This window comes from Streptomyces sp. NPDC029956 (assembly GCF_055574655.1).
In genome coordinates this window covers 172,145-190,760 of record NZ_JBVHZJ010000001.1, presented here as the reverse complement: position 1 = coordinate 190,760, position 18,616 = coordinate 172,145, and the positions used below count along the sequence as shown (strand labels likewise).

General features: G+C 72.3%; 17 protein-coding genes and 1 tRNA gene. 10 read left to right on the top strand and 8 right to left on the bottom strand.

Annotated elements, in window-relative coordinates:
- Positions 1-18: 18 nt before the first annotated feature.
- From ACZ4XX_RS00660 to ACZ4XX_RS00650, 3 genes are read left to right on the top strand one after another with little or no spacing between them, the layout of a single operon-like run.
- Positions 19-291, top strand: coding sequence for a hypothetical protein (locus ACZ4XX_RS00660; protein ID WP_468505813.1), 273 nt, complete (start codon positions 19-21; stop codon positions 289-291).
- Positions 288-770: a MarR family winged helix-turn-helix transcriptional regulator gene (locus ACZ4XX_RS00655; protein WP_468505812.1), complete on the top strand. Its 483-nt coding sequence runs from the start codon at positions 288-290 to the stop codon at positions 768-770. The genes ACZ4XX_RS00660 and ACZ4XX_RS00655 overlap by 4 nt, the downstream gene beginning before the upstream one ends.
- The gene (locus ACZ4XX_RS00650; RefSeq protein ID WP_468505811.1) at positions 767-1,240 is read left to right on the top strand and encodes a MarR family winged helix-turn-helix transcriptional regulator; all 474 of its coding nucleotides are present in this window, start codon (positions 767-769) and stop codon (positions 1,238-1,240) included. The genes ACZ4XX_RS00655 and ACZ4XX_RS00650 overlap by 4 nt, the downstream gene beginning before the upstream one ends.
- On the opposite strand, the gene ACZ4XX_RS00645 is transcribed toward ACZ4XX_RS00650, so the two are convergent.
- From ACZ4XX_RS00645 to ACZ4XX_RS00635, 3 genes are all read right to left on the bottom strand, one after another.
- Entirely contained in the window at positions 1,200-1,778 is a 579-nt protein-coding gene (locus tag ACZ4XX_RS00645; RefSeq protein ID WP_468505810.1) for a hypothetical protein, read from the bottom strand. The genes ACZ4XX_RS00650 and ACZ4XX_RS00645 overlap by 41 nt on opposite strands.
- Positions 1,779-1,942: 164 nt before the next feature.
- Positions 1,943-3,280, bottom strand: a complete 1,338-nt coding sequence (locus ACZ4XX_RS00640) for a hypothetical protein (protein ID WP_468505809.1) — start codon at positions 3,278-3,280, stop codon at positions 1,943-1,945.
- Between the two features lie 203 nt (positions 3,281-3,483).
- A complete protein-coding gene (locus ACZ4XX_RS00635) occupies positions 3,484-4,149 on the bottom strand; it encodes a GOLPH3/VPS74 family protein (RefSeq protein WP_468505808.1) in 666 nt (221 codons plus the stop codon).
- A gap of 230 nt (positions 4,150-4,379) precedes the next feature.
- Between ACZ4XX_RS00635 and ACZ4XX_RS00630 the strand changes: the two genes are divergently transcribed.
- The 3 genes from ACZ4XX_RS00630 to ACZ4XX_RS00620 all read left to right on the top strand — a co-directional run bounded on the left by ACZ4XX_RS00630 (position 4,380) and on the right by ACZ4XX_RS00620 (position 7,769).
- A complete protein-coding gene (locus ACZ4XX_RS00630) occupies positions 4,380-5,318 on the top strand; it encodes a LysR family transcriptional regulator (RefSeq protein ID WP_468505807.1) in 939 nt (312 codons plus the stop codon).
- Between the two features lie 149 nt (positions 5,319-5,467).
- Positions 5,468-6,838 carry a carbohydrate-binding protein gene (locus ACZ4XX_RS00625; protein WP_468505806.1) on the top strand — a complete coding sequence of 457 codons (1,371 nt, stop codon included), beginning with the start codon at positions 5,468-5,470 and terminating at the stop codon, positions 6,836-6,838.
- Positions 6,839-7,001: 163 nt separating this feature from the next.
- Positions 7,002-7,769: a hypothetical protein gene (locus ACZ4XX_RS00620; protein ID WP_468505805.1), complete on the top strand. Its 768-nt coding sequence runs from the start codon at positions 7,002-7,004 to the stop codon at positions 7,767-7,769.
- A gap of 39 nt (positions 7,770-7,808) precedes the next feature.
- Here ACZ4XX_RS00620 and ACZ4XX_RS00615 read toward each other — a convergent pair whose 3' ends face one another.
- The 4 genes from ACZ4XX_RS00615 to ACZ4XX_RS00600 all read right to left on the bottom strand — a co-directional run bounded on the left by ACZ4XX_RS00615 (position 7,809) and on the right by ACZ4XX_RS00600 (position 12,560).
- A complete protein-coding gene (locus ACZ4XX_RS00615; protein ID WP_468505804.1) occupies positions 7,809-9,212 on the bottom strand; it encodes a GH1 family beta-glucosidase in 1,404 nt (467 codons plus the stop codon).
- Between the two features lie 93 nt (positions 9,213-9,305).
- Positions 9,306-10,220: a carbohydrate ABC transporter permease gene (locus ACZ4XX_RS00610; protein WP_468505803.1), complete on the bottom strand. Its 915-nt coding sequence runs from the start codon at positions 10,218-10,220 to the stop codon at positions 9,306-9,308.
- Positions 10,217-11,182, bottom strand: coding sequence for a carbohydrate ABC transporter permease (locus tag ACZ4XX_RS00605; protein ID WP_468505802.1), 966 nt, complete (start codon positions 11,180-11,182; stop codon positions 10,217-10,219). Before ACZ4XX_RS00605 ends, ACZ4XX_RS00610 begins: the two co-directional genes overlap by 4 nt.
- A 58-nt stretch (positions 11,183-11,240) precedes the next feature.
- Positions 11,241-12,560 (bottom strand): ABC transporter substrate-binding protein, encoded by a 1,320-nt coding sequence (locus ACZ4XX_RS00600; protein WP_468505801.1) that lies wholly within the window; start codon positions 12,558-12,560, stop codon positions 11,241-11,243.
- 317 nt (positions 12,561-12,877) lie between these two features.
- Here ACZ4XX_RS00600 and ACZ4XX_RS00595 point away from each other — a divergent pair, with 317 nt between their 5' ends.
- Positions 12,878-15,655: a glycosyl hydrolase gene (locus ACZ4XX_RS00595; protein ID WP_468505800.1), complete on the top strand. Its 2,778-nt coding sequence runs from the start codon at positions 12,878-12,880 to the stop codon at positions 15,653-15,655.
- Positions 15,656-15,799: 144 nt separating this feature from the next.
- Here ACZ4XX_RS00595 and ACZ4XX_RS00590 read toward each other — a convergent pair whose 3' ends face one another.
- Positions 15,800-16,825, bottom strand: a complete 1,026-nt coding sequence (locus ACZ4XX_RS00590) for a LacI family DNA-binding transcriptional regulator (RefSeq protein WP_468505799.1) — start codon at positions 16,823-16,825, stop codon at positions 15,800-15,802.
- A 301-nt stretch (positions 16,826-17,126) separates the two neighbouring features.
- On the opposite strand from ACZ4XX_RS00590, the gene ACZ4XX_RS00585 reads away from it, so the two are divergent.
- From ACZ4XX_RS00585 to ACZ4XX_RS00575, 3 genes are all read left to right on the top strand, one after another.
- Positions 17,127-17,843, top strand: coding sequence for a hypothetical protein (locus ACZ4XX_RS00585; protein ID WP_468505798.1), 717 nt, complete (start codon positions 17,127-17,129; stop codon positions 17,841-17,843).
- A complete protein-coding gene (locus ACZ4XX_RS00580) occupies positions 17,830-18,531 on the top strand; it encodes a Fic family protein (protein WP_468505797.1) in 702 nt (233 codons plus the stop codon). Before ACZ4XX_RS00585 ends, ACZ4XX_RS00580 begins: the two co-directional genes overlap by 14 nt.
- A gap of 13 nt (positions 18,532-18,544) precedes the next feature.
- Positions 18,545-18,616 (top strand) — tRNA-Pro (locus tag ACZ4XX_RS00575).

Here is an 18,616-nt window from a genome sequence, read left to right as displayed (position 1 = left end):
TTGACATAGGCCCCGGGCGTGGTCGAACGCGTGGGGCGGATCCTCGGGGTGCTGCGTTCGGCCGGCTTCCCGGACGACCTCGCGGTCCGGATCCACCGCGCCTTCGTCGACCAGGCCCTCGCCCTTGCCGCCCAGGACGCGGCGGCACTCGCGCTGCCGCCCGCCGCGCGGGAGAAGGAGGCGGAGGTCTGGCACGCGGTGTACGGCGAACGGCCTCTCGGCGCCCACCCGCACATCGCCGCCGAAAATAGTAGCCATGTACATAGTAGCCATGTACCGTATCCAGCGTGAGTTCAGCAACCAACGGCGCCTCTGCGGGATTTCTCGTCTGGCGCCTGTCGATGAAGTGGCGTGTGGCCGTCGACCGTGCCGTCGCACCCCTGGGCCTGACCCATGCCCAGTACGTGGTGATGGCCTCGTTGTACGGCATGTCGCGCTCCGGGCTGCGGCCCAGTCAGCGCGGGCTCGCCGACCGGACGGGGATGGAGCCGCTGTACGTCTCCAAGCTCGCCCGTGCCCTGGAGGCGGCCGGACTCGTGGATCGCACCCGCGACCCGAACGACCCGCGCGCCATGCAGCTGTCGCTCACCGAGCAGGGGCTCGACGTCACACGCCGGGCGATCACGGTCGTCCAGGGCCTCCTGGACCAGCTGCTCGCGCCGCTCGGGGGCCGGACCGGCTCGCGTACCCAGGAGTTCACCCGCGAGCTCGCGATCCTGCTCGACGCACCTCTTGATCCGCACATCGAGAACGACGAGGAGCAATCATGACCACCACCACTGCGACCACGACCGCACCCCGCGCCAACGGCCGGGTCCTGGCCCTGGCGCACCACGCCGCGCGCGTCCTCCTGGAGGGCGTGCTGACCCGCCACGGCATCACGTTCCACCAGAGCGTCACCCTCCGGGCCGTCGTGGCCGCGGGCGAGTCCATCGGCCGCGACGACCTCGTCGCCGACGTCACCGGCTCCCTGAAGATAGACGCGTCGGTCGTGTCCGGCGTGATCGAGGAGCTGACGGCCGCCAAGGCGCTGGAGGCGGACCCGGCGGACCCGGCGAAGTCGGCGCGGGTACGGCTCACGGACGCCGGACGGGAGTTGTACGAGATCACCTCGGCCGAGTCCGCGGAGATCTCCGCCCGGCTGTACAGCGGCATCCCGGACGAGGACCTGCTGGTCGTGGGCCGGGTGCTGACCCTGATCACGGATCGCGCCAACGCCGAGCTGGCCGCGGAAGCCTGAGGCCCCGTAGGCCACCGGGCCCTGTCGTCGAACCCCCGCCTGCCCGAGAGGCTGTCCCCGGGGTCCGGCCGGGTGGCCGGTTCGCGTCCAGGGCTTCGCCGAGACTCAGGGCGGGGCACCCCAGCAGCACCGTCAGCGTGCGTTGCTGCAGTTCCGTCAGTGGTGCCACGAACACCGCCGCGTCGGCTCGGGCCTCCTCGCACGCCGTGGCCACTTCGCGGACCTTGCCGGAGCGCAGCAGGGTCCGGGACGAGAACGGCAGGGCCATCTTCGCGGCCCCGCCGTCCGAGACACCGCGCCGCTGGACGAACCGGCCCACGATCCGCGCGCCGCGTGCGGCCAGATCCAGGGCGGCCGCGTCCATGAGCGCTCCGAAGTCCTTCTCCTTCGCGGAGAAGTGGCCGACGAGCACGACACGAGCACCGTCGACCGACGGCGCACGTGGCGACGACGGACCGGCCGGGGCCGATCCCGTGGTGCGGCGGGCGGGACTCCGGTCGCGCCCTCGGTGCCGGTGCCGGTTCTCGTGCTGGCGCATGGCTCGGAGAGTAGGCGTGCGACCGCCGGCGGCGACACGCCTTTTCCCGCGCCCGACACGCGCACGTACGTCGCCTGCCCGCCGCGCCCCTCCGCGATCGCGCACGTCGCCTGCCCGCCGAACCGCCCACGCGCGTCGCCTGCCTGCCGCACCCCCGCCACGCGTCACGGGTGGGAGAACACACCCACCATCCGGGTGTCCGGGTTGCTGCTCATCCCGACGATCGCGCCCCCGTCGGCGCGGTTGGCACGCGCGTGCGTGCCCGCGTACCCCTCGTCCGTGAGGAAGATGCCGAGCGCGGCGATCCAGTCGTCGACTTCGCCGGTCACCGGGTCGTACACGGGCTCCGGGCGCGGTACGACCCGCTCCTGCGCCACGTAACCGCCCCGCTCCACGGCGAGGCGCACCGCCTTGTCCCACTCCGCGTCGGTGCACTCCCAGCCGACGAAGGTGTCCAGCCCGCCGTACCCGGCGCCCGGCTTGAGGATGAGCCGGTCCCGCCGCTCCCGGCAGAGGTCCGGCAGCTCGGCCGGAACGGAGGCGTGGAGCGTGCGGCTCCACGGCAGGACCCGGTCGACGAGGGCCCGCTCGTCGGCGTCGAACGCGCCGCGCCGGCGAGGGTCGGTGAGCAGCGCGAGGGCGCTCTTGTTCGAGTAGAAGGCGCTCTCCAGTGACGTGAACAGGATGGTCCGGCCGGCCCGGTGGGCGCGGAAGAACGGTTCCGCCACGTCGGGGCCCGCCGGGTCGTCGAGCAGTTGACTCGCCGCGAAGTTCCGCAGGACCAGGTCCAGCGGGGTGCCGTCCAGGGTGAGTTTGCCGTCGGACCGGGTGCGCACCCCGTCGATCTCCCCGATCCGCACCTCGATGCCCTGCTCGGCCATCGCCTCGACCGTGGCCCGCATCAGCCTCCCGTACGGGGCGACGCCGCCGCGCCCCTCGATCAGCCCGACCACCGGGTCCCCGTGCCCGGACAGCGCCGGCCTGGCGCGGTCGCGCAGGACGGTGGCCGTCCGCGCGGCGATGTCCACATGGTCGAGCCGGTGCACGCGCGCGAAGGCCGCGAATTCCGGCACCCGCAGCAGCCCCTGGTTGAACACGGCCATGTCCACCCCGCCGACCTCGCTGCCGAGGTTGAACTCCAGGAGCCTGTACGCGGTGCCGTCGTGGTAGGCGTCGGCCCGGCCGAACTTGGCCGGGACACCGGAGCCGCCCCGGTGCAGCAGCGCGGCGAGCGGGGGGTCGATCCCGACCTCCGCCGCGTACCGGTCGACATCCCCGTCGAAGAGCCGGACCGGAAGCGACACGAGCAGCTCGAAGAGCCCCTCCAGGTCCCGTGCGAACGCGGCCGTCTCCGCGGCCCGTACGAACCAGGGCCGGGGCAGCAGATGCGCGCGCCACGCCTCCTCGAAGGCCGGCGGCAGTTCGGCCCGCGCCACGGCCTCGGCGAGCCCGCGGTTCCCGCCCAGGCACTCGTCCACGTACGTACGGCTCGGGTCGGTCATCTGCGTCGCTCGCTTCCCTGAAGGAATCGGGTACGTGATCGGAGAGCGAGCACATTACCGCCCGGCCTTCGCCGCCCCCGCGTTAGCGGAACGTGAGTGAGACGTGAGTGGCGGGAGGGAGAGTAGTGGCGGATCGGGGCGGGCCGTGGGGGCCTGCCCCGGTCCGCTCCCCGCACCCGCGGCGGCCGGCGCCCCGCGGCCGGTCAGCTGGTGATCGTCACCACCGTGGCCGCCGTGATCGCGAGCATCGCGGCCTGCATGTCCCGGATCGCCCGGCGCACGCCCTCCGCGGCCCACTGGCCGGCCGTCAGCTCCTCCAGGCGGGCCGCGACCTCCTTGCGGGGTATGTCGGGGAACGCGAGGCGGTGGAGCCTGGCGCCGTGGATCAGGGCGAGGAGGCCCGTGGTGCGGGCGCTGTGGGTCGGACCGGTGGCGAGGACCGCATGCAGCCTGGCCCTCAGCTCGCGTTCGACGGAACCGTCCGCCTCCGGATAGCGGGAGACGGGGAAGAGGCCCATCACCCGCTGCCGCTCCTCACGCACCAGGCCGCGCTCGCGGAGGCTCTCGACCGTGGCCTTCACGGCCTTGGCCTGGTCCTTCGTCAGCCACTCGGTGACCTTCGGGGCCTTGCCCTTCTTCGCGCACCACGCGTCGACCTGCCGCAACCGCCCGTCGAGCAGCGGCACCTCGGTGGGCGTCGCGTCCGTCACCCGCAGCCGCCCGTCGTCGACCGACACGCGTCCCGCCAGCACGAGATCGAGCAGGATGCCGCCCGCGACCGCCCACGCGGCGGTCTGCCGCTCCTTCGCCACCCCGGACACATCGTCCAGCGACAGCAGCATGATCTCCTCCGCGAGCGTGACAGCCACCCCGTACCCCTCACCTTCCGCATACGACCTTCCGCATGCGCGCGCGTACGGCGCCACGAGACGGTCGACCGTCCCCCGGCACCCTTCGCCCCAGAGGACGAGCGGAGCACCGGTGCGGTTCCCGTGCGCGGGCCGCCGCCCGCTGTGACCTGCGTCGTTCCGTGTACATGGCGGAATTCGGGTCGCGCTTTGGTCTGGACCGCAGCGGGTCGGCGCGTCAAGCTCTCGCTATGGACTTGGAGCTGAGGCACCTCAAGACGATCCGGGCCATCGCCGACGCGGGGAGCCTCACACGCGCCGCGACCGCACTCGGGCTCGCCCAACCGGCGCTCAGCGCTCAGCTCAAGCGGATCGAACGGGCCCTGGGCGGCGCCCTGTTCGAGCGTGGACGGGAGGGCGTACGGGCCACGGCGCTCGGTGACCTGGTGCTCGAACGGGCACGGGTGGTGCTGCCCGCCGTCTGCGAGCTGCAGGAGGAGGCGGTGCGGTTCGCCCGAGACGGGGCGGAGGGCTACCGGCTCGGCGGCACCCACGGGCCGCTGCTCGGCGGTCTGGTCGACCGGATCGCGCGCGACGACCCCGGCGCCCCCGTCACCACGCACATCTCGTGGTCGGAGCGCGAGATCGCCGGCGGAGTCGCCGACGGCCGCCTCGACTTCGCCCTCGTCGGGGTCTGCGGCGAGAGCGGTCCGCCCGAGGCGGGACGGCTGGCCTGGACGGAGGTCGCCCGCGATCCGGTGTACGTGATGCTGGCCGCAGACCATCCGCTGGCACCCCGCGCCGAGATCGACCTCGCCGAACTGGCGGCGGAGGCCTGGACCGACGTACCGGGCGACGGCTGCTTCGGCGACTGCTTCGCGGCCGCCTGCGTAAGGGCCGGGTTCACCCCGGCCTGTGTGTACGAGACGGACACCGCCTCCTGCGTCCATCTGGTGCAGGTCGGCCGGGCCGTCGGACTGTGCCGGGCCACCTTCCCCGTCACCCCGGGCCTCGTCACCCGTCCCCTCACCGGCGCCCCGCTCATGTGGCGGCACCTGCTCGGCTGGCATCCCGAGGGGCGCGCGGCCTCCCGGTCCGCGACCGTCCTCGGCCACACCCGGGCCGCTCACGCCGAGGCGCTGGCGACCAGCGCGGGCCGGCTCCACACGGGAGTGGCACCCCCGGCATAACGCCATGGCAGGGGCCGACCGGCAGCTCCCGCCCCCTCGTCGGGGTCCCTACGGTTCGAGCAGATCCCCCACCGAGATCCGAGATCTGGAATCCGAGGTCCCAGAACCGCGATCCCAGAACCGCGATCCGCGAACCGAGGAGACTCCCCATGCTCCGACGACACGCCCGCGCGGCGTGTACCGCCCTCGTCGCCGCCGGAATGGCGCTGGCCGGACTCCAGGCCGGTTCCGCCGCCGCGGCCCCGGACGCCCGGGACCCGCACCGCGCTCCGTCCGTCAGGACCGCGGCCCAGGCGCTCGGCGCCGACTCCGCCCGGCCCGAACTGCTCGACGCCATGCGGCGCGACCTGGGACTCACCCACTCCCAGGCCCTGACCCGCCTCGCCAACGAGGCCGAGGCGGGCGCCACCGCCGCCCGGCTCCGCCAGGGCCTCGGCGGTGCCTTCGCCGGTGCGTGGGTGGACGGCGCCGAGGCCGGCACCCTGACCGTGGCCACCACCCGCGCCGCCGACACCACCGCGATACGGGCCACGGGCGCGCGGGTCCGGCTCGTGACGCACAGTCTGACCGCCCTGGAACGCGCCAAGCAGCGCCTCGACCGGTCGGCCGGTACCGATGCGCCCGTCCGTTACGTCGACGTCCGCGCCAACGTCCTGGTCGTCGAGGAGACCAGGGCGGGCGCCGGGGCGCGGCTGGTGAAGGCCACCGGCGTACCGCGCGAGCTGGTGCGCGTCGTCCGCACCGGCCAGGCACCCCGACCGCTGCACGACATCCGGGGCGGCGACGCGTACTACATGGGCGGCGGCGGCCGTTGCTCGGTCGGTTTCGCGGTGACGCGGGGCACCACCCAGGGCTTCGCGACCGCCGGGCACTGCGGCCGGGCGGGCACCACCACCAGCGGGTTCAACCAGGTGGCACAGGGCAGCTTCCAGGGCTCGGTCTTCCCCGGCAACGACATGGCCTGGGTCGCCGCCAACACCAACTGGACCTCCACCCCGTACGTCAAGGGCTCCGGCGGCGGAAACGTCCAGGTGACCGGCTCGGTGCTGCAGCCCGTCGGCTCCTCCGTGTGCCGCTCCGGCTCGACCACCGGCTGGCACTGCGGCACCGTGCAGCAGCACAACACGAGCGTCACCTACCCGGAGGGCACCATCTCCGGGGTGACCCGTACGACGGTCTGCGCCGAGCCCGGCGACTCCGGAGGCTCGTACATCTCCGGCAGCCAGGCCCAGGGCGTCACGTCCGGCGGTTCCGGGAACTGCTCCAGTGGCGGCACCACCTTCTTCCAGCCACTGAACCCGCTGCTCCAGAACTACGGACTCACGCTGAAGACCACCGGCACCGACCCGGGCCCCGGGCCGGGCGAGCCGGAGCCGGGCGGCACCTGGGCGGCCGGAAAGGTCTACGCGGCCGGCGATGTGGTCACGTACGGCGGCGCGAGCTACCGCTGCCTCCAGGGCCACCAGGCCCAGGCGGGCTGGCAGCCGCCCAACGTTCCGGCGCTCTGGCAGCGTCTGTGACCCTGGCCGAAGAGTGACCGGGGGTGCCGCGTACCCGAGGGGGGTGTCGCGGCACCCCCCTCGCGTTCCCCGTAGGATCACCCGCGTTCTTGATCATCGATCGTGGTCAACCACAGGGTGCCGTCGTCGGAACGGCACGTGCGCTTCGCGGGGGAGTCGGCACATGAGCAGGTTTCGGGCAGTCGTGGCTTCGGTCGTCCTGGCCTCGTCCGCGGCGGTGACGCTGACGGGCTGCGGGTCCACCGAGCCCGCGGACACCAAGGGCTCGACGGAGCGGCCCTCGGCCGGGAGGACGCCGGACGGCCGGGCCTCCCACGGCGGTGGTCCGGCCACCGGCGACGGAGAGGGCGGGGCCGCCCCGGCCGCCGAGAAGCTCGCCGCCGATCCCGGCACCCGCTACACGGCCATCGCCGTCCCGGAGCTGGAAGGACTCGTCTGCGACGAGGGCGACGGCGGCTTCCACTACGGCAGCGATCTCGACATGATCGTCACCGGAGACGACGGCCTCGAGGAGATCGAGGGCGACAGCCAGGACATCGCCGACGAGGTGTCCTGCTTCGGCAGCCCGAGGAACGTCCTCCGCAAGGGCACCATGTCGGCGTCGGCGCCCATGTTCACCGCCAGGACCAACCTGTACGAGAACGTGCCCGACCCCACCGCCGCGCTGAACAGGATCTACGACGCGTCCGAGGACCTCGCCACGGGCTACGGCCGCACCTTCACCGGAGAGCCCCGGACCGTCACGAGCAGCACCCTCGTCGTGAAGTGCCGGCAGAACGTCACCGACACCTTCCCGATGACCACCTGCTTCTGGGCGAACTACGGCGCGGCCGGCGTCGTGGACTTCTTCCCGGCGGACGCGGAGTACGTCCCCGTCAACTCGGCCGTCCCCTGGACCAGGGCCTTCGTCGCCGGCGCGCTGCGCGGGTAGCCCGGCCGGGCCGGGCCACCCGTCGGGCCCGGCCGCCCGTCAGGCCTCGGCCAGGCCCCCGCGCGCGATGACCTCCGCGTACCAGCGGGCGCTGTCCTTCAGCGTCCGCCGCTGCGTCGCGAAGTCCACGTGCACGATGCCGAACCGCTTGCTGTAGCCGTACGCCCACTCGAAGTTGTCCAGGAGCGACCACAGGAAGTACCCCCGGACGTCCGCCCCGTCCGCGAGCGCCCGGTGCACCGCCGCCAGATGCGCGTGGAGGTACGCCACCCGCTCCGGGTCCTTCACGTTGCCGGAGGGGTCGGCGTAGTCGTCGTAGGCCGCGCCGTTCTCGGTGATCACCAGCGGTACGTCCGGCAGCTCGTCCCGCAGCCGGATCAGCAGCTCGTGCAGCCCGTCCGCGTCCACCGGCCAGTCCATCGCCGTACGCGGCCCCGGGGCCGGCTCGAACCGGACGTGCCGCTCCGCGCCCGCCCACGGCGAGGGCGACTCCGAACCGCCCGCCCCGACGACCGAGGGCGAGTAGTAGTTGATGCCCAGCGAGTCGATCGGCGCGGCCGCCGCCGCCAGATCGCCGTCCTGCACGAAGGACCAGTCCGTGACCGACGCGGTGTCGCGCACCAGGTCCTCCGGCAGCCGGCCGTGGAACACGGGGTCGAGGAAGATGCGGTTGCCCACCGCGTCGATCCGGCGAGCCGCGTCCAGATCCTCCGGCGCCTGCGAACAGGGCCGCACCGCATGGAGGTTCAGGGTCAGCGACACCTCGGCCGAGCCGGGCAGCGCCCCGCGCAGGGTGCGCGCCGCGAGCCCGTGCGCCAGGTTCAGGTGGTGGGCGGCGCGGAGCGAGGCGAGGGCGCTGGTGCGGCCCGGGGCGTGCACGCCGTTGCCGTAGCCCAGGAAGGCCGCGCACCAGGGCTCGTTGAGCGTGGTCCAGGTCGCCACCCGGTCGCCGAGGGCGTCCGCCATGATCGCCGCGTACTCGGCGAACCGGCCCGCGGTGTCCCGCTGCGGCCAGCCGCCGGCGTCCTCCAGCTCCTGGGGGAGGTCCCAGTGGTAGAGCGTCGCCACGGGGCGGATGCCGGCGTCGATGAGGCGGTCGACGAGCCGCCGGTAGAAGTCCAGGCCCTTGCGTACGGCGGGGCCGCGCCCGGTGGGCTGCACCCGGGGCCAGGCGATCGAGAAGCGGTAGTCGGTGACGCCGAGCCGTCGCATCAGCTCGACGTCCTCGTCGACCCGGTGGTAGTGGTCGGCGGCGATGTCACCGGTGTCACCGTTGCGCACCTTGCCGGGCGTACGGCTGAAGGTGTCCCAGATGGAGGGGGTGCGGCCGTCCTCGCCCGCCGCCCCCTCGATCTGGTAGGCGGCCGTGGCGGTGCCCCAGCGGAAGCCCTCGGGGAAGCGGAGGACGGTCGTCGTGTCGGTACGGGCGTCGAGCGCGGTCATGGGATGGGAACTCCCTGGAGTGAGAGGTCTGGGATGGGGAAGCGGTGCCGTCGGGCGGGCCGGGCGGGCCCGCCCGGGCGGGGCGGAGGGGGGTCAGCCCTTGACCGCGCCCTGCATGATGCCGCCGACGATCTGCCGGCCCAGCAGGCCGAAGACCAGGAGGACCGGCAGGGTGCCGAGCAGCGTGCCCGCCATGATCACCGACTGGTCGTGGACGTATCCGCCGCCGAGCTGGCGCAGGGCGACCTGGACCGTGGGCTCGGAGGAGGTGAGCGCGACGACCGGCCAGAAGAAGTCGTTCCAGGCGGCCATGAAGGTCAGCAGGCCGAGCACGGCCATGCCGGGCCGGGCGATCGGCACCACGATCGACCAGAAGATGCGGGCGGTGGACGCGCCGTCGACCCGCGCCGCCTCGATCAGCTCGTCCGGCAGCGTCTGCACCAGGTACTGACGCATGAAGAACACCCCGAACGCGGACACCAGGCCCGGCAGGATCACCGCCTGGAGCTGGTTCACCCAGCCCAGCTCGGCGATCAGCATGAACAGCGGGATCACGCCCAGCTGCGGCGGGATCATCATGGTGCCGATCGTGACCGCCAGGAGTGCGCCGCGGCCCCGGAAGCGGAGCTTGGCGAACGCGAAACCGGCGAGCGTGCAGCACAGGACGGTGCCGAGGGTGATCGAACCGGACACGATGAGGGAGTTGAGCAGGGCCTTGCCGATGTCCGCCTCTTCGAGGACGGCCTCGAAGTTGCGGATCAGGTTCGGGCCGGGCAGCAGTGTCGGCGGCACCTTCGCCAGGTCGGCGTTGGAGCGGCTCGCCGCGACGATCGTCCAGTAGAAGGGGAACGCGGAGAACAGGACGGCGACCACGAGGATCCCGTACGCGAGCGGGCCCGCGTGCAGGGTGCGGCCGGCCCGGGAGGGGCCTCGCGTCCCGGTGGGACCGGGCGTACGGACGGCCCGGGAGGAGGGGTCGCGCGTCACGGTGGAACCGGGCGCGGTCATCGGCCGGCCTCCTTGCGGGAACGGCGGCGCGCGATCAGGGCGTTGGCCCCGACGAGCACCACGATGAGCAGGAACATCACCCAGGCGATGGCGGCGGCCCGGCCCAGATGGAAGAAGCCCCAGCCCTGCTCGTACATGTACAGGCCGAGCGTCTGGTACTGGTGCGAGATGCCGCCCGAGATGGACCCTTCGAGCAGCAGCGGCTCACCGAACAGCTGGGTCGCGCCGATCGTCGAGACGATGACGGTGAACAGGATCGTGGGCCGCAGACCCGGCAGCGTGACGTGGAAGAACTGGCGCCACCGCGAGGCCCCGTCCATCGCGGCGGCCTCGTACAGCTCATGGGGGATGGACTGCATGCCGGCCAGGTAGATCAGCGCGTTGTAGCCGGTCCAGCGCCAGACGACGACCGTCGACACGGCGATCTGCGAGGCGACCGTGCCGTTCTGCCAGTCGACGGGGTCGATGCCGACCAGACCGAGCGCGTAGTTGATCAGGCCGAAGTCCCGCCCGAAGAGCTGGGCGAAGACGAGGGTGGCGGCGGCCACCGAGGTCGCGTACGGCAGGAGCACCGCGGTCCGCAGGAAGGTGCGGCCGCGCATCTTGTAGTTGAGCAGATGCGCGAGCCCCAGGGCCATCACGAGCTGTGGCACGGTGGAGAGCACACCGATGGTGAACGTGTTGCGCAGCGACAGCCAGAAGTACTCGTCGCCGAGGAGCGCGGTGTAGTTGCCGAGGCCGCGCCACTCCATGTCGCCGGGCGTCTGGAGCTCCACCCGGTAGAGCGAGACGAAGGCCGTGTAGAGCAGCGGGAAGAGGCCGAAGGCGACGAACAGGGTGAAGAACGGGGCGAGGTAGGCGTACGGGGAGAACGACTGCCAGGCCCGCCGGGCGGACCCCCGCCGCGCGGGCGGCGGGGCCGGCTTCGGCGGGGCCGGCGTCTCGGATGCGGTGAGGGTCACGGCGCGGCCCTTCGGAGGAGTGGAGGAGACGTGGAGAGGAGGGATCCGGCGGCGGAGGTCAGCCGACGGTGTTCGCGACGCCCTTCTTCGCGTTCGACCAGGCCTTCTCCGGCGAGGTCCCCTTCCGCTCGACCTCGCTCAGCGCGTTCGTGATCTGCTGCGCGATGTTCTGGTCGTGCACGCCGAGCACCTGCACCGGGGCCGCCTTGGCCGCGTCACCGAAGATCTGCCCGATGGGGGCGTCGGAGAAGAACGGGTCCTTCGCGCCGGCGACCTTCTCGATCGCGCCCGTGGCGGAGGGGAAGTTGCCCTGCTTCTGGAAGAGCTTCGTCTGCTGCTCGGGGGCGGTGAGCCACTTCACCAGCTCGTACGCCTCCTTCTTGTGCTTCGCGGCCTTCGGGACCGCCAGGTAGGAGCCGCCCCAGTTGCCGGCGCCGCCGGGGAGCGTGGCGACGTCCCACTTGCCCTTGCCGGCCTCACCGGCCTGGCCCTTGATGTAGCCGAGCATCCAGGCGGGGCACGGGATGGTGGCGAAGGAACCGGCCGCGAAGGCCTGGTTCCACTGCGGGGACCACTGGTCGAGCTTGGCGCTCAGCCCGTCCTGGGCCGCCTGGACGGAGTGGTCCCAGGCGGTGCGCAGGGCGGGGTTCTCCTCCCAGATCAGCTTTCCGGAGGCGTCGTAGTACCGCTCCTTCTGCTGCCCGATCATGATCGAGTAGAGGCTGCCGACACTGTCGAGCCAGGCGCTCTTGCCGGGGGCCTTCGCCTTGTACTGCTTCCCGAGGGCCAGGTAGCCGTCCCAGGTGGACCACTTCTTGGCGAGCTCCGCGCGGTCGGTGGGGAGTCCGGCCTTCTTGAAGAGGTCGGTGCGGTAGCACATCGCCTCGGGGCCGACGTCGGTGCCGAGGCCGAGGACCTCGCCGCCCTTGCCGCCGGCGGCGGCCCACTTCGCCGGGGCGAACTGGTCCTTGAGGGAGTCCGCGCCGTACTTCCTCAGGTCCTCGAACCGGTCGGCCTGCTGCTGGGTGACGGAGGCGATCCGGCCCACCTCGATGCCCTGCACGTCGGCGAGGCCGGCGCCGCCGGCGAGCCGGGTCTGGAGGGACTTCCAGTAGTCGGCCTCGTCCTCGGTGTCCGTCTGCTTGATGGTGACACCGGGGTGGAGCTTCTCGTACTCGGCGTAGAGCCCGGCCTCCTTGTACCCGAAGGAACCGAACAGGTCGACGGTGATGGTGACCTCGCCTCCCGCCCCGTCGGTGGACGTGTCGTCCGACGCACCTCCGCAGGCGGCGAGCAGGGCCCCGGTGAGCGCGACCGCCCCCAGGCGGACGACGGCTCTTCTGGCGGTGGTCGTGACGGCGGCTCGGGCGATGGGCATGGGAAGCCTCCTTGGCTCCGGAACGAGCGAGAACGACTGAGAGCGCTCTCAAGCGTGCGGGGGGAGCGTGCCTGGGGCGGAGCCCATCCGTCAAGGCTCGAAGGCGTAACGGACGGGAAGAGCCGTCAAGTCCGGCCTGTGTTCAATCTCTTGACACATGTGTTTCGGCGGTTTTACGTTTCCGGCGTCTTGAGAGCGCTCTCTCGGAGTGTTCGCCGGAAGCGTCCACTGCGAGATCGTCCCCGTTTCCCCGCGCATCCCGCCGCGCGCATCCCTCCGTGCCCCACTCGTCGCGAACGACATGAGGTGCCGTTTACATGCCAGCCCCCCGCACAAGGCCCGCCGCCGCGCTGGTCCTGGTGTCCGCCCTCGCCGCCCTGGGACTCGGCCCCGCCGCAGCCCCGGCCGCAGCGGCCACCATCCCCACGGGCGCCGGAAGCTACTCCGACACCCGCCCCGCCGGAACCTCCGGCCCCACCACCAACACCGGCGCACCGGTCACCCCCAAGGTCACCGCCGCGGCCCAGGGCAAGCCGGTCCCCACCAACGACTGGTGGTCCTCCCTCGCCTTCCAGCGCTACGGGGACAACCCGTACTCCACTCCCATGTACGGCCACCCGCTGACCTACCAGGCCGTCGCCGGCGGCCTCGAGCTCGGCTACCCGACCACCCCCGCCATCGTCGGCGACGGGCGCCAGTACGAGTTCGCCCACAAGGCCGACCTCACCCTCGGCCTCACCGGGCTCAACTCGCCCGACACCAAGGCCGACGCCTGGTCCGACTGGACCGTCACCCCCTACTGGTCCGACGGCGCCCGCACCCTGCGCACCACCATCGGCCACGGCATGCCCTTCGTATACGCCAAGGGCACCGGCGGCGACGCGAGGATCACCACCGCGGGCACCCCCGCCGTCTTCGCCGACCAGGGCAACGTCCTCGGCATCACCGTCGCGGGCCACCACTACGCCCTCTTCGCGCCCAGCGGCACCGACTGGACCGTCTCCGGCTCCAGCATCACCGCCGGGCTCGGCGGCAAGGACTACTTCTCCGTCGCCGTCCTGCCCTCCACCGACGCGCTCGCCACCTACCGCAAGTACGCCTACAGCTTCGTCACCGGATCCACCGTGAACTGGAGCTACGACGCCGGCACCGTCCGCGCCACCTACGCCCTCACCACCGAGGCGAAGGAGGGCACCGAGCGCGGCACCCTCCAGGCGCTCTACCGCCACCAGTGGCTGAACACCACCGACCCGCTCACCCCGTACACCTACGTCTCGCCCCGCGGCACCATGAAGGTCCGGGAGTCGGCCTCCTTCACCACCAGCCAGAAGGCGGCCGCCACCCTGCCCGGACTGCCGGGCGGCAACGGCGTCGACACCGCCCGTCTGCGCGGCTACCTGAACGAGGTCGCGAACTCCGCCGACCCCTTCTCCGGGGCCGTCGACACCTACTGGACCGGCAAGGCCCTCGGCAAGCTCGCCCAGCTGGTCCCGCTCGCCGACCAGATCGGTGAGACCGCGACCCGCGACAAGCTCCTCGGTCAGATCAAGGGCCGCCTCCAGGAGTGGTTCACGGCAGGCGGCGCCACCGAGTTCTCGTACGACAACGCCTGGAAGACCCTCACCGGCTACCCGGCCTCGTACGGCAGCGACACCGAACTCAACGACCACCACTTCCACTACGGCTACTACGTGTACGCCGCCGCGATCGTCGCCCAGTACGACGCGGCCTGGGCCGCCGACTCGGCCTGGGGCGCCATGGTCAAGACCCTGGTCCGCGACACCGCCAACCCCAGCCGCACCGACACCGCCTTCCCGTTCCTCCGCGGTTTCGACGTCTACGCCGGACACAGCTGGGCCAGCGGCCACCAGGGCTTCGCCGCCGGCAACAACCAGGAGTCGTCCTCCGAGTCGACCAACCTCAGCGCCGCGCTCGTCCTCTGGGGCTCGGCCACCGGCAACACCCAGCTCCGCGACCTCGGCACCTATCTGCTCACCACCGAGGGCGAGGCCATCGCCCAGTACTGGTTCGACGCCGACCAGCAGGTCTTCCCCGGCTCCTTCCAGCACGACACCGTCGGCATGGTCTGGGGCAGCGGCGGCGCCTACGCCACCTGGTGGACCGCCAACCCCGAGGAGATCCACGGCATCAACGTCCTCCCGGTGACCGGCGGTTCACTCCACCTGGGCGGCCACAAGGACGCCGTCCGCCGCAACATCGCCGAGATGGAGCGCGAGAACGGCGGCCCGGCCGTCGAATGGCGCGACATCCTCTGGGAGTTCCAGTCCCTCGCCGACCCGGCGGCGGCCAAGGCCAAGTGGGACGCGGGCAACGCCGGCTACACCCCCGAGGCGGGGGAGTCCAAGGCCCACACCTACCACTGGCTCACCGCACTCGACACGCTCGGCGCGCCCGACGCGACGGTCACCGGATCCATCCCCACCTCGGCCGTCTTCGCCAAGAACGGCACCCGGACGTACGTGGCCCACAACCACGGCTCCACGGCCCGCACCGTCACCTTCTCCGACGGCAAGTCCCTCTCCGTGCCCGCGCGTTCCACGGCGTCCGGCACCGGCGCGGGCGGTCCCGGACCCGACCCCGAGCCGGAGCCGGGCACCGGCAACACCTTCCAGCTCCGCACCGGCGGGACGCTCACCACGGCCACCGGCGCCACGGCCGGCAGCGACACCGTCCTCTCCGCGCAGGGCGGCAACCACGACGGCACCCCGAACCGGCCGCTCGTCTACGTGGCCAGGGGAGTCAACGGCACGCTCAAGGCCGGCGGTTCCACCGCCTTCCGCCTCCAGGTCGACGCCGGCACGGGGGTCGGACTCGGCCAGCAGGCCCGGATCAGCTACGACCTCACCGGTGACGGCACCTTCGAACGGACGGAGACGTACCACTACTTCGCCACCGACCCGGTGACCGGCTGGGAGGAGTACGCCCAGTCCCGCGGCCTCAAGTCGGCCACCGGAACACTCGGCAACCTGACGGGCGGCACGGTGCGCCTGGAGGTCTGGAGCGCCATCGGCAACGGTGACTCGCGGGTCCAGACGGGCACGGACCGGTCGGTGGTGGTCATCCCCTTCGACTGACCGTCCGAGCCCCTCGGGGAACGGAGCGGTCATCCCCTACGACCGACCGTCCGAGCCCCTCGGGGAACGGAGCGGCGGGCCGGGTTCCTCCTCACCCGGCCCGCCGTCTTCTGTGCCGTGCCGCCGCCCTCCCCGTCCGCCGGTTCAGGCCGAGTCGCGGAGGACGAGCGACGTCGGAGTGATGACGGACGCGGGGGTCGCCGGGCCGGTCCCGTCGAGCAGCCGCATCAGCAGCTTCACCATCAGCCGGCCCATGTCCTCGATGTCCTGGTGCACGGTGGTCAGGGACGGGGACGTCCGGCGCACCACCGAGGCCATGTCGTCGAATCCGACGACCGCCACGTCCTCCGGCACCCGCACCCCACGCTCGCGCAGCGTCAGCAACGCACCCGAAGCCATCAGGTCGTTGGCGACGAAAACGGCGTCGACGTCGGGCCGCCGGTCGAGCAACTCGGCCATCGCGCGGGCGCCGCTCTCCTCGGTGAAGTCGCCCCGGGACAGCAGGGCGGGATCGGCGTCGACCAGCACGTCTCGATAACCGTGGAGACGGTCGAGCGCCGACGTCTGGTCGTCCGGCCCGGAGATGTGCGCGATGTTCCGGCGGCCGAGATCCACCAGATGCCGCACCGCCTCACGGGCGCCCCCGCGGTTGTCGCAGTCGACGAACGGCACGGTCGGACTCGTACCGGGCGCCGGGCGCCCGCCGTACACCACCGGGATACGGGTCCGGTCGATGACGGCCGGCAGCGCGTCGTCGTTGTGCAGCGAGAACGCCAGCGCGCCGTCGACATGCCCGCCCCCGAGATAGCGGGCGATCCGGTCGTGATCCCCCGGACCCTCCACCCACAGCAGCACCAGCTGGGCGTCGTGCGCGGTCAGCTCCCGGCTGATGCCCCGTACCTGCTGCTCGAAGAACGGGTCCGAGAAGATCCGGAACTCGGGCTCCGCGATGATCACCGCCACCGCGCCGTTGCGCCGGGTGACCAGCGTGCGGGCCGCGTGATTGGGCACGTAGCCGAGCTCGTCGACCGCCCTGCGCACCTTCTCGACCAGCGGAGGCCGCACACCGGCGCCCCCGTTGACGACCCGGGAGGCCGTGGCGCGGGACACGCCGGCGCGGGCGGCGACGGCTTCCAGCGTGGGGCGGGGCCCCGTGGTCTGCTCGGGCAAGGCGTGCGCTCCTCGGCTGCGTGGGTGGGGCTGGCTGGGGTGTCCGCGTGCGGTGTGCGTTCCTGTACGGATCAGGATATCTGTAGCCGCCACCCTCTGAGAGCGCTCCCAGAAGGAACGGCCCCCACATTCCCGAACACCCGGCACCGGCCTCCGACGCCCACGGGGCGCGGCCCGAAAACCGTTGGCGATACCAGGTGCTTCGAGCCCAGACTGAGGGGTCGACCACCTCGAACGGGACGAGTGAGCAGCGCTGACGTACAACCGTGACACGCTACCCTTCCCCGCCGACCGTGTGCCCATGGTCACCTTCGAGGTCATCCGGGACTGGGGTGCGTTCGACCCGGCCCAGCACGTGTTCGCCTGGGACGAGGACGAGGAATCCCGTCTTCGCTCACTGGTCCGTGCATGGGTGCCGCCCGTACTCTCCGGCATGGACGGCTGGTCGCAGGGCGAATACTGGTGTGAGAGCCAGATAAGCGCGATCCTCCGGGAGCGATACGGCACCTGGGCCTGGGGATGGAACTGGTGCTTGCGCGACGGCGGACCCATCGGCCATTGGGTCAGCGGGGCGCACTCGGTGACGACCCCGGACGAGACCGCGTCACGCGTCGTCGCCGCGCTGCTGGAGTGGCGGGCGTGGCTGGAGCGGACGGCCCGGCGCTTCGCCGACCTGGCGCCGTCGCCGGACGTCCCGCCCGAGGACCGCAGCTGGTACCTGGAACGGGCCTGCGTCCGGCTCGTGACCTATGCGATGGACTCGTGCGCGGACAACGCCTGGCGCAGCCAGACCTCGATCGTCCTGAGCTGGTTCCTCACCAGCACCGGCCTGGACCCGGCCGAGGCCTCGCGAGCGGTGGAGCGTGCGATCGGCGGCCGGTTCGAGAGCTGGGTCACCCCGGAACGCGTCCTGATCGAGTCCGTGGGCGAGGACCTCGCCGTCGGCCTCACCGGCCACGCCCCGTACCAGGACCACCGCGAGAGGGAGGACCTGGAGGAACTCCATGACCGCTTCTGACAGCCTCGCTGTCTGGCTGCGCGTGCGTGGTGAGACCGACTGGCGGAGCGCACCGGCCCTTCACCGATTCCCTCCCGACCGCGACGGGTTCCGGTCCTGGTGCGAGGGACCGGTGCGCCGACGCGACCCGATGCGCGCCGAGCGACTGCTCGCCGCGTACGCCGTGGCCCGAGAAGACGCCGCACGCGGCGTCCCGCTGGACTTCGCTCTGCTGGCCGGCTGGCAGCGCGACGTCCTCGCCGCCCCCGAGGCACCGTTCCGCGTGAACGACGCGTACGCGAAGGCCGGCCGCGAGCGCTACGGCCTGACGCCCCGTACCAGGGCCGACTTCGCATCCTGCCTGCGCGAGGCGACCGACCCGAACCTCCCACCGGCGGCCCGCGCGGCCCGCGCCTACCTCGACGTGGCGTTCTTCCACCCCTTCACCGACGGCAACGCCCGCGCCGCGCTGTTGACCCTGGTCCATGTGCTGGCCCGGGAGGAGATCGTCCTCCCCGAGGTCGGCCCCCTCCAGACGACCCGGTACGCGGACGACCCGGCGGGTGCGGCCGACCTCGCCACCCTCATCGGTGTGCTCAACCGCCGCCGGCACCGAGGGGTTAGGCGCGTTGCTCCTTCGGCGGGATCCCGCGCAGGGCGCCCCGCGCCGCGGGAAATCCCGTTGCCGCCCCTCCGGCGGGCTGACTAGCGTCACAGCCCTACGACGTGTAGCTCAGCAGCAGAGCGCCGGGCTCGGGACCCGGAGGGCGCGGGGGCGGAACCCGCCACGTCGG

Excerpts from the sequence above, each read along its gene's own strand:
- ACZ4XX_RS00650 (WP_468505811.1), top strand. The coding sequence starts at position 767 with ATGACCACCACCACTGCGACCACGACCGCACCCCGCGCCAACGGCCGG.
- ACZ4XX_RS00645 (WP_468505810.1), bottom strand. The coding sequence starts at position 1,778 with ATGCGCCAGCACGAGAACCGGCACCGGCACCGAGGGCGCGACCGGAGT.
- ACZ4XX_RS00640 (WP_468505809.1), bottom strand. The coding sequence starts at position 3,280 with ATGACCGACCCGAGCCGTACGTACGTGGACGAGTGCCTGGGCGGGAAC.
- ACZ4XX_RS00630 (WP_468505807.1), top strand. The coding sequence starts at position 4,380 with ATGGACTTGGAGCTGAGGCACCTCAAGACGATCCGGGCCATCGCCGAC.
- ACZ4XX_RS00625 (WP_468505806.1), top strand. The coding sequence starts at position 5,468 with ATGCTCCGACGACACGCCCGCGCGGCGTGTACCGCCCTCGTCGCCGCC.
- ACZ4XX_RS00620 (WP_468505805.1), top strand. The coding sequence starts at position 7,002 with ATGAGCAGGTTTCGGGCAGTCGTGGCTTCGGTCGTCCTGGCCTCGTCC.
- ACZ4XX_RS00615 (WP_468505804.1), bottom strand. The coding sequence starts at position 9,212 with ATGACCGCGCTCGACGCCCGTACCGACACGACGACCGTCCTCCGCTTC.
- ACZ4XX_RS00610 (WP_468505803.1), bottom strand. The coding sequence starts at position 10,220 with ATGACCGCGCCCGGTTCCACCGTGACGCGCGACCCCTCCTCCCGGGCC.
- ACZ4XX_RS00600 (WP_468505801.1), bottom strand. The coding sequence starts at position 12,560 with ATGCCCATCGCCCGAGCCGCCGTCACGACCACCGCCAGAAGAGCCGTC.
- ACZ4XX_RS00595 (WP_468505800.1), top strand. The coding sequence starts at position 12,878 with ATGCCAGCCCCCCGCACAAGGCCCGCCGCCGCGCTGGTCCTGGTGTCC.
- ACZ4XX_RS00585 (WP_468505798.1), top strand. The coding sequence starts at position 17,127 with ATGGTCACCTTCGAGGTCATCCGGGACTGGGGTGCGTTCGACCCGGCC.
- ACZ4XX_RS00580 (WP_468505797.1), top strand. The coding sequence starts at position 17,830 with ATGACCGCTTCTGACAGCCTCGCTGTCTGGCTGCGCGTGCGTGGTGAG.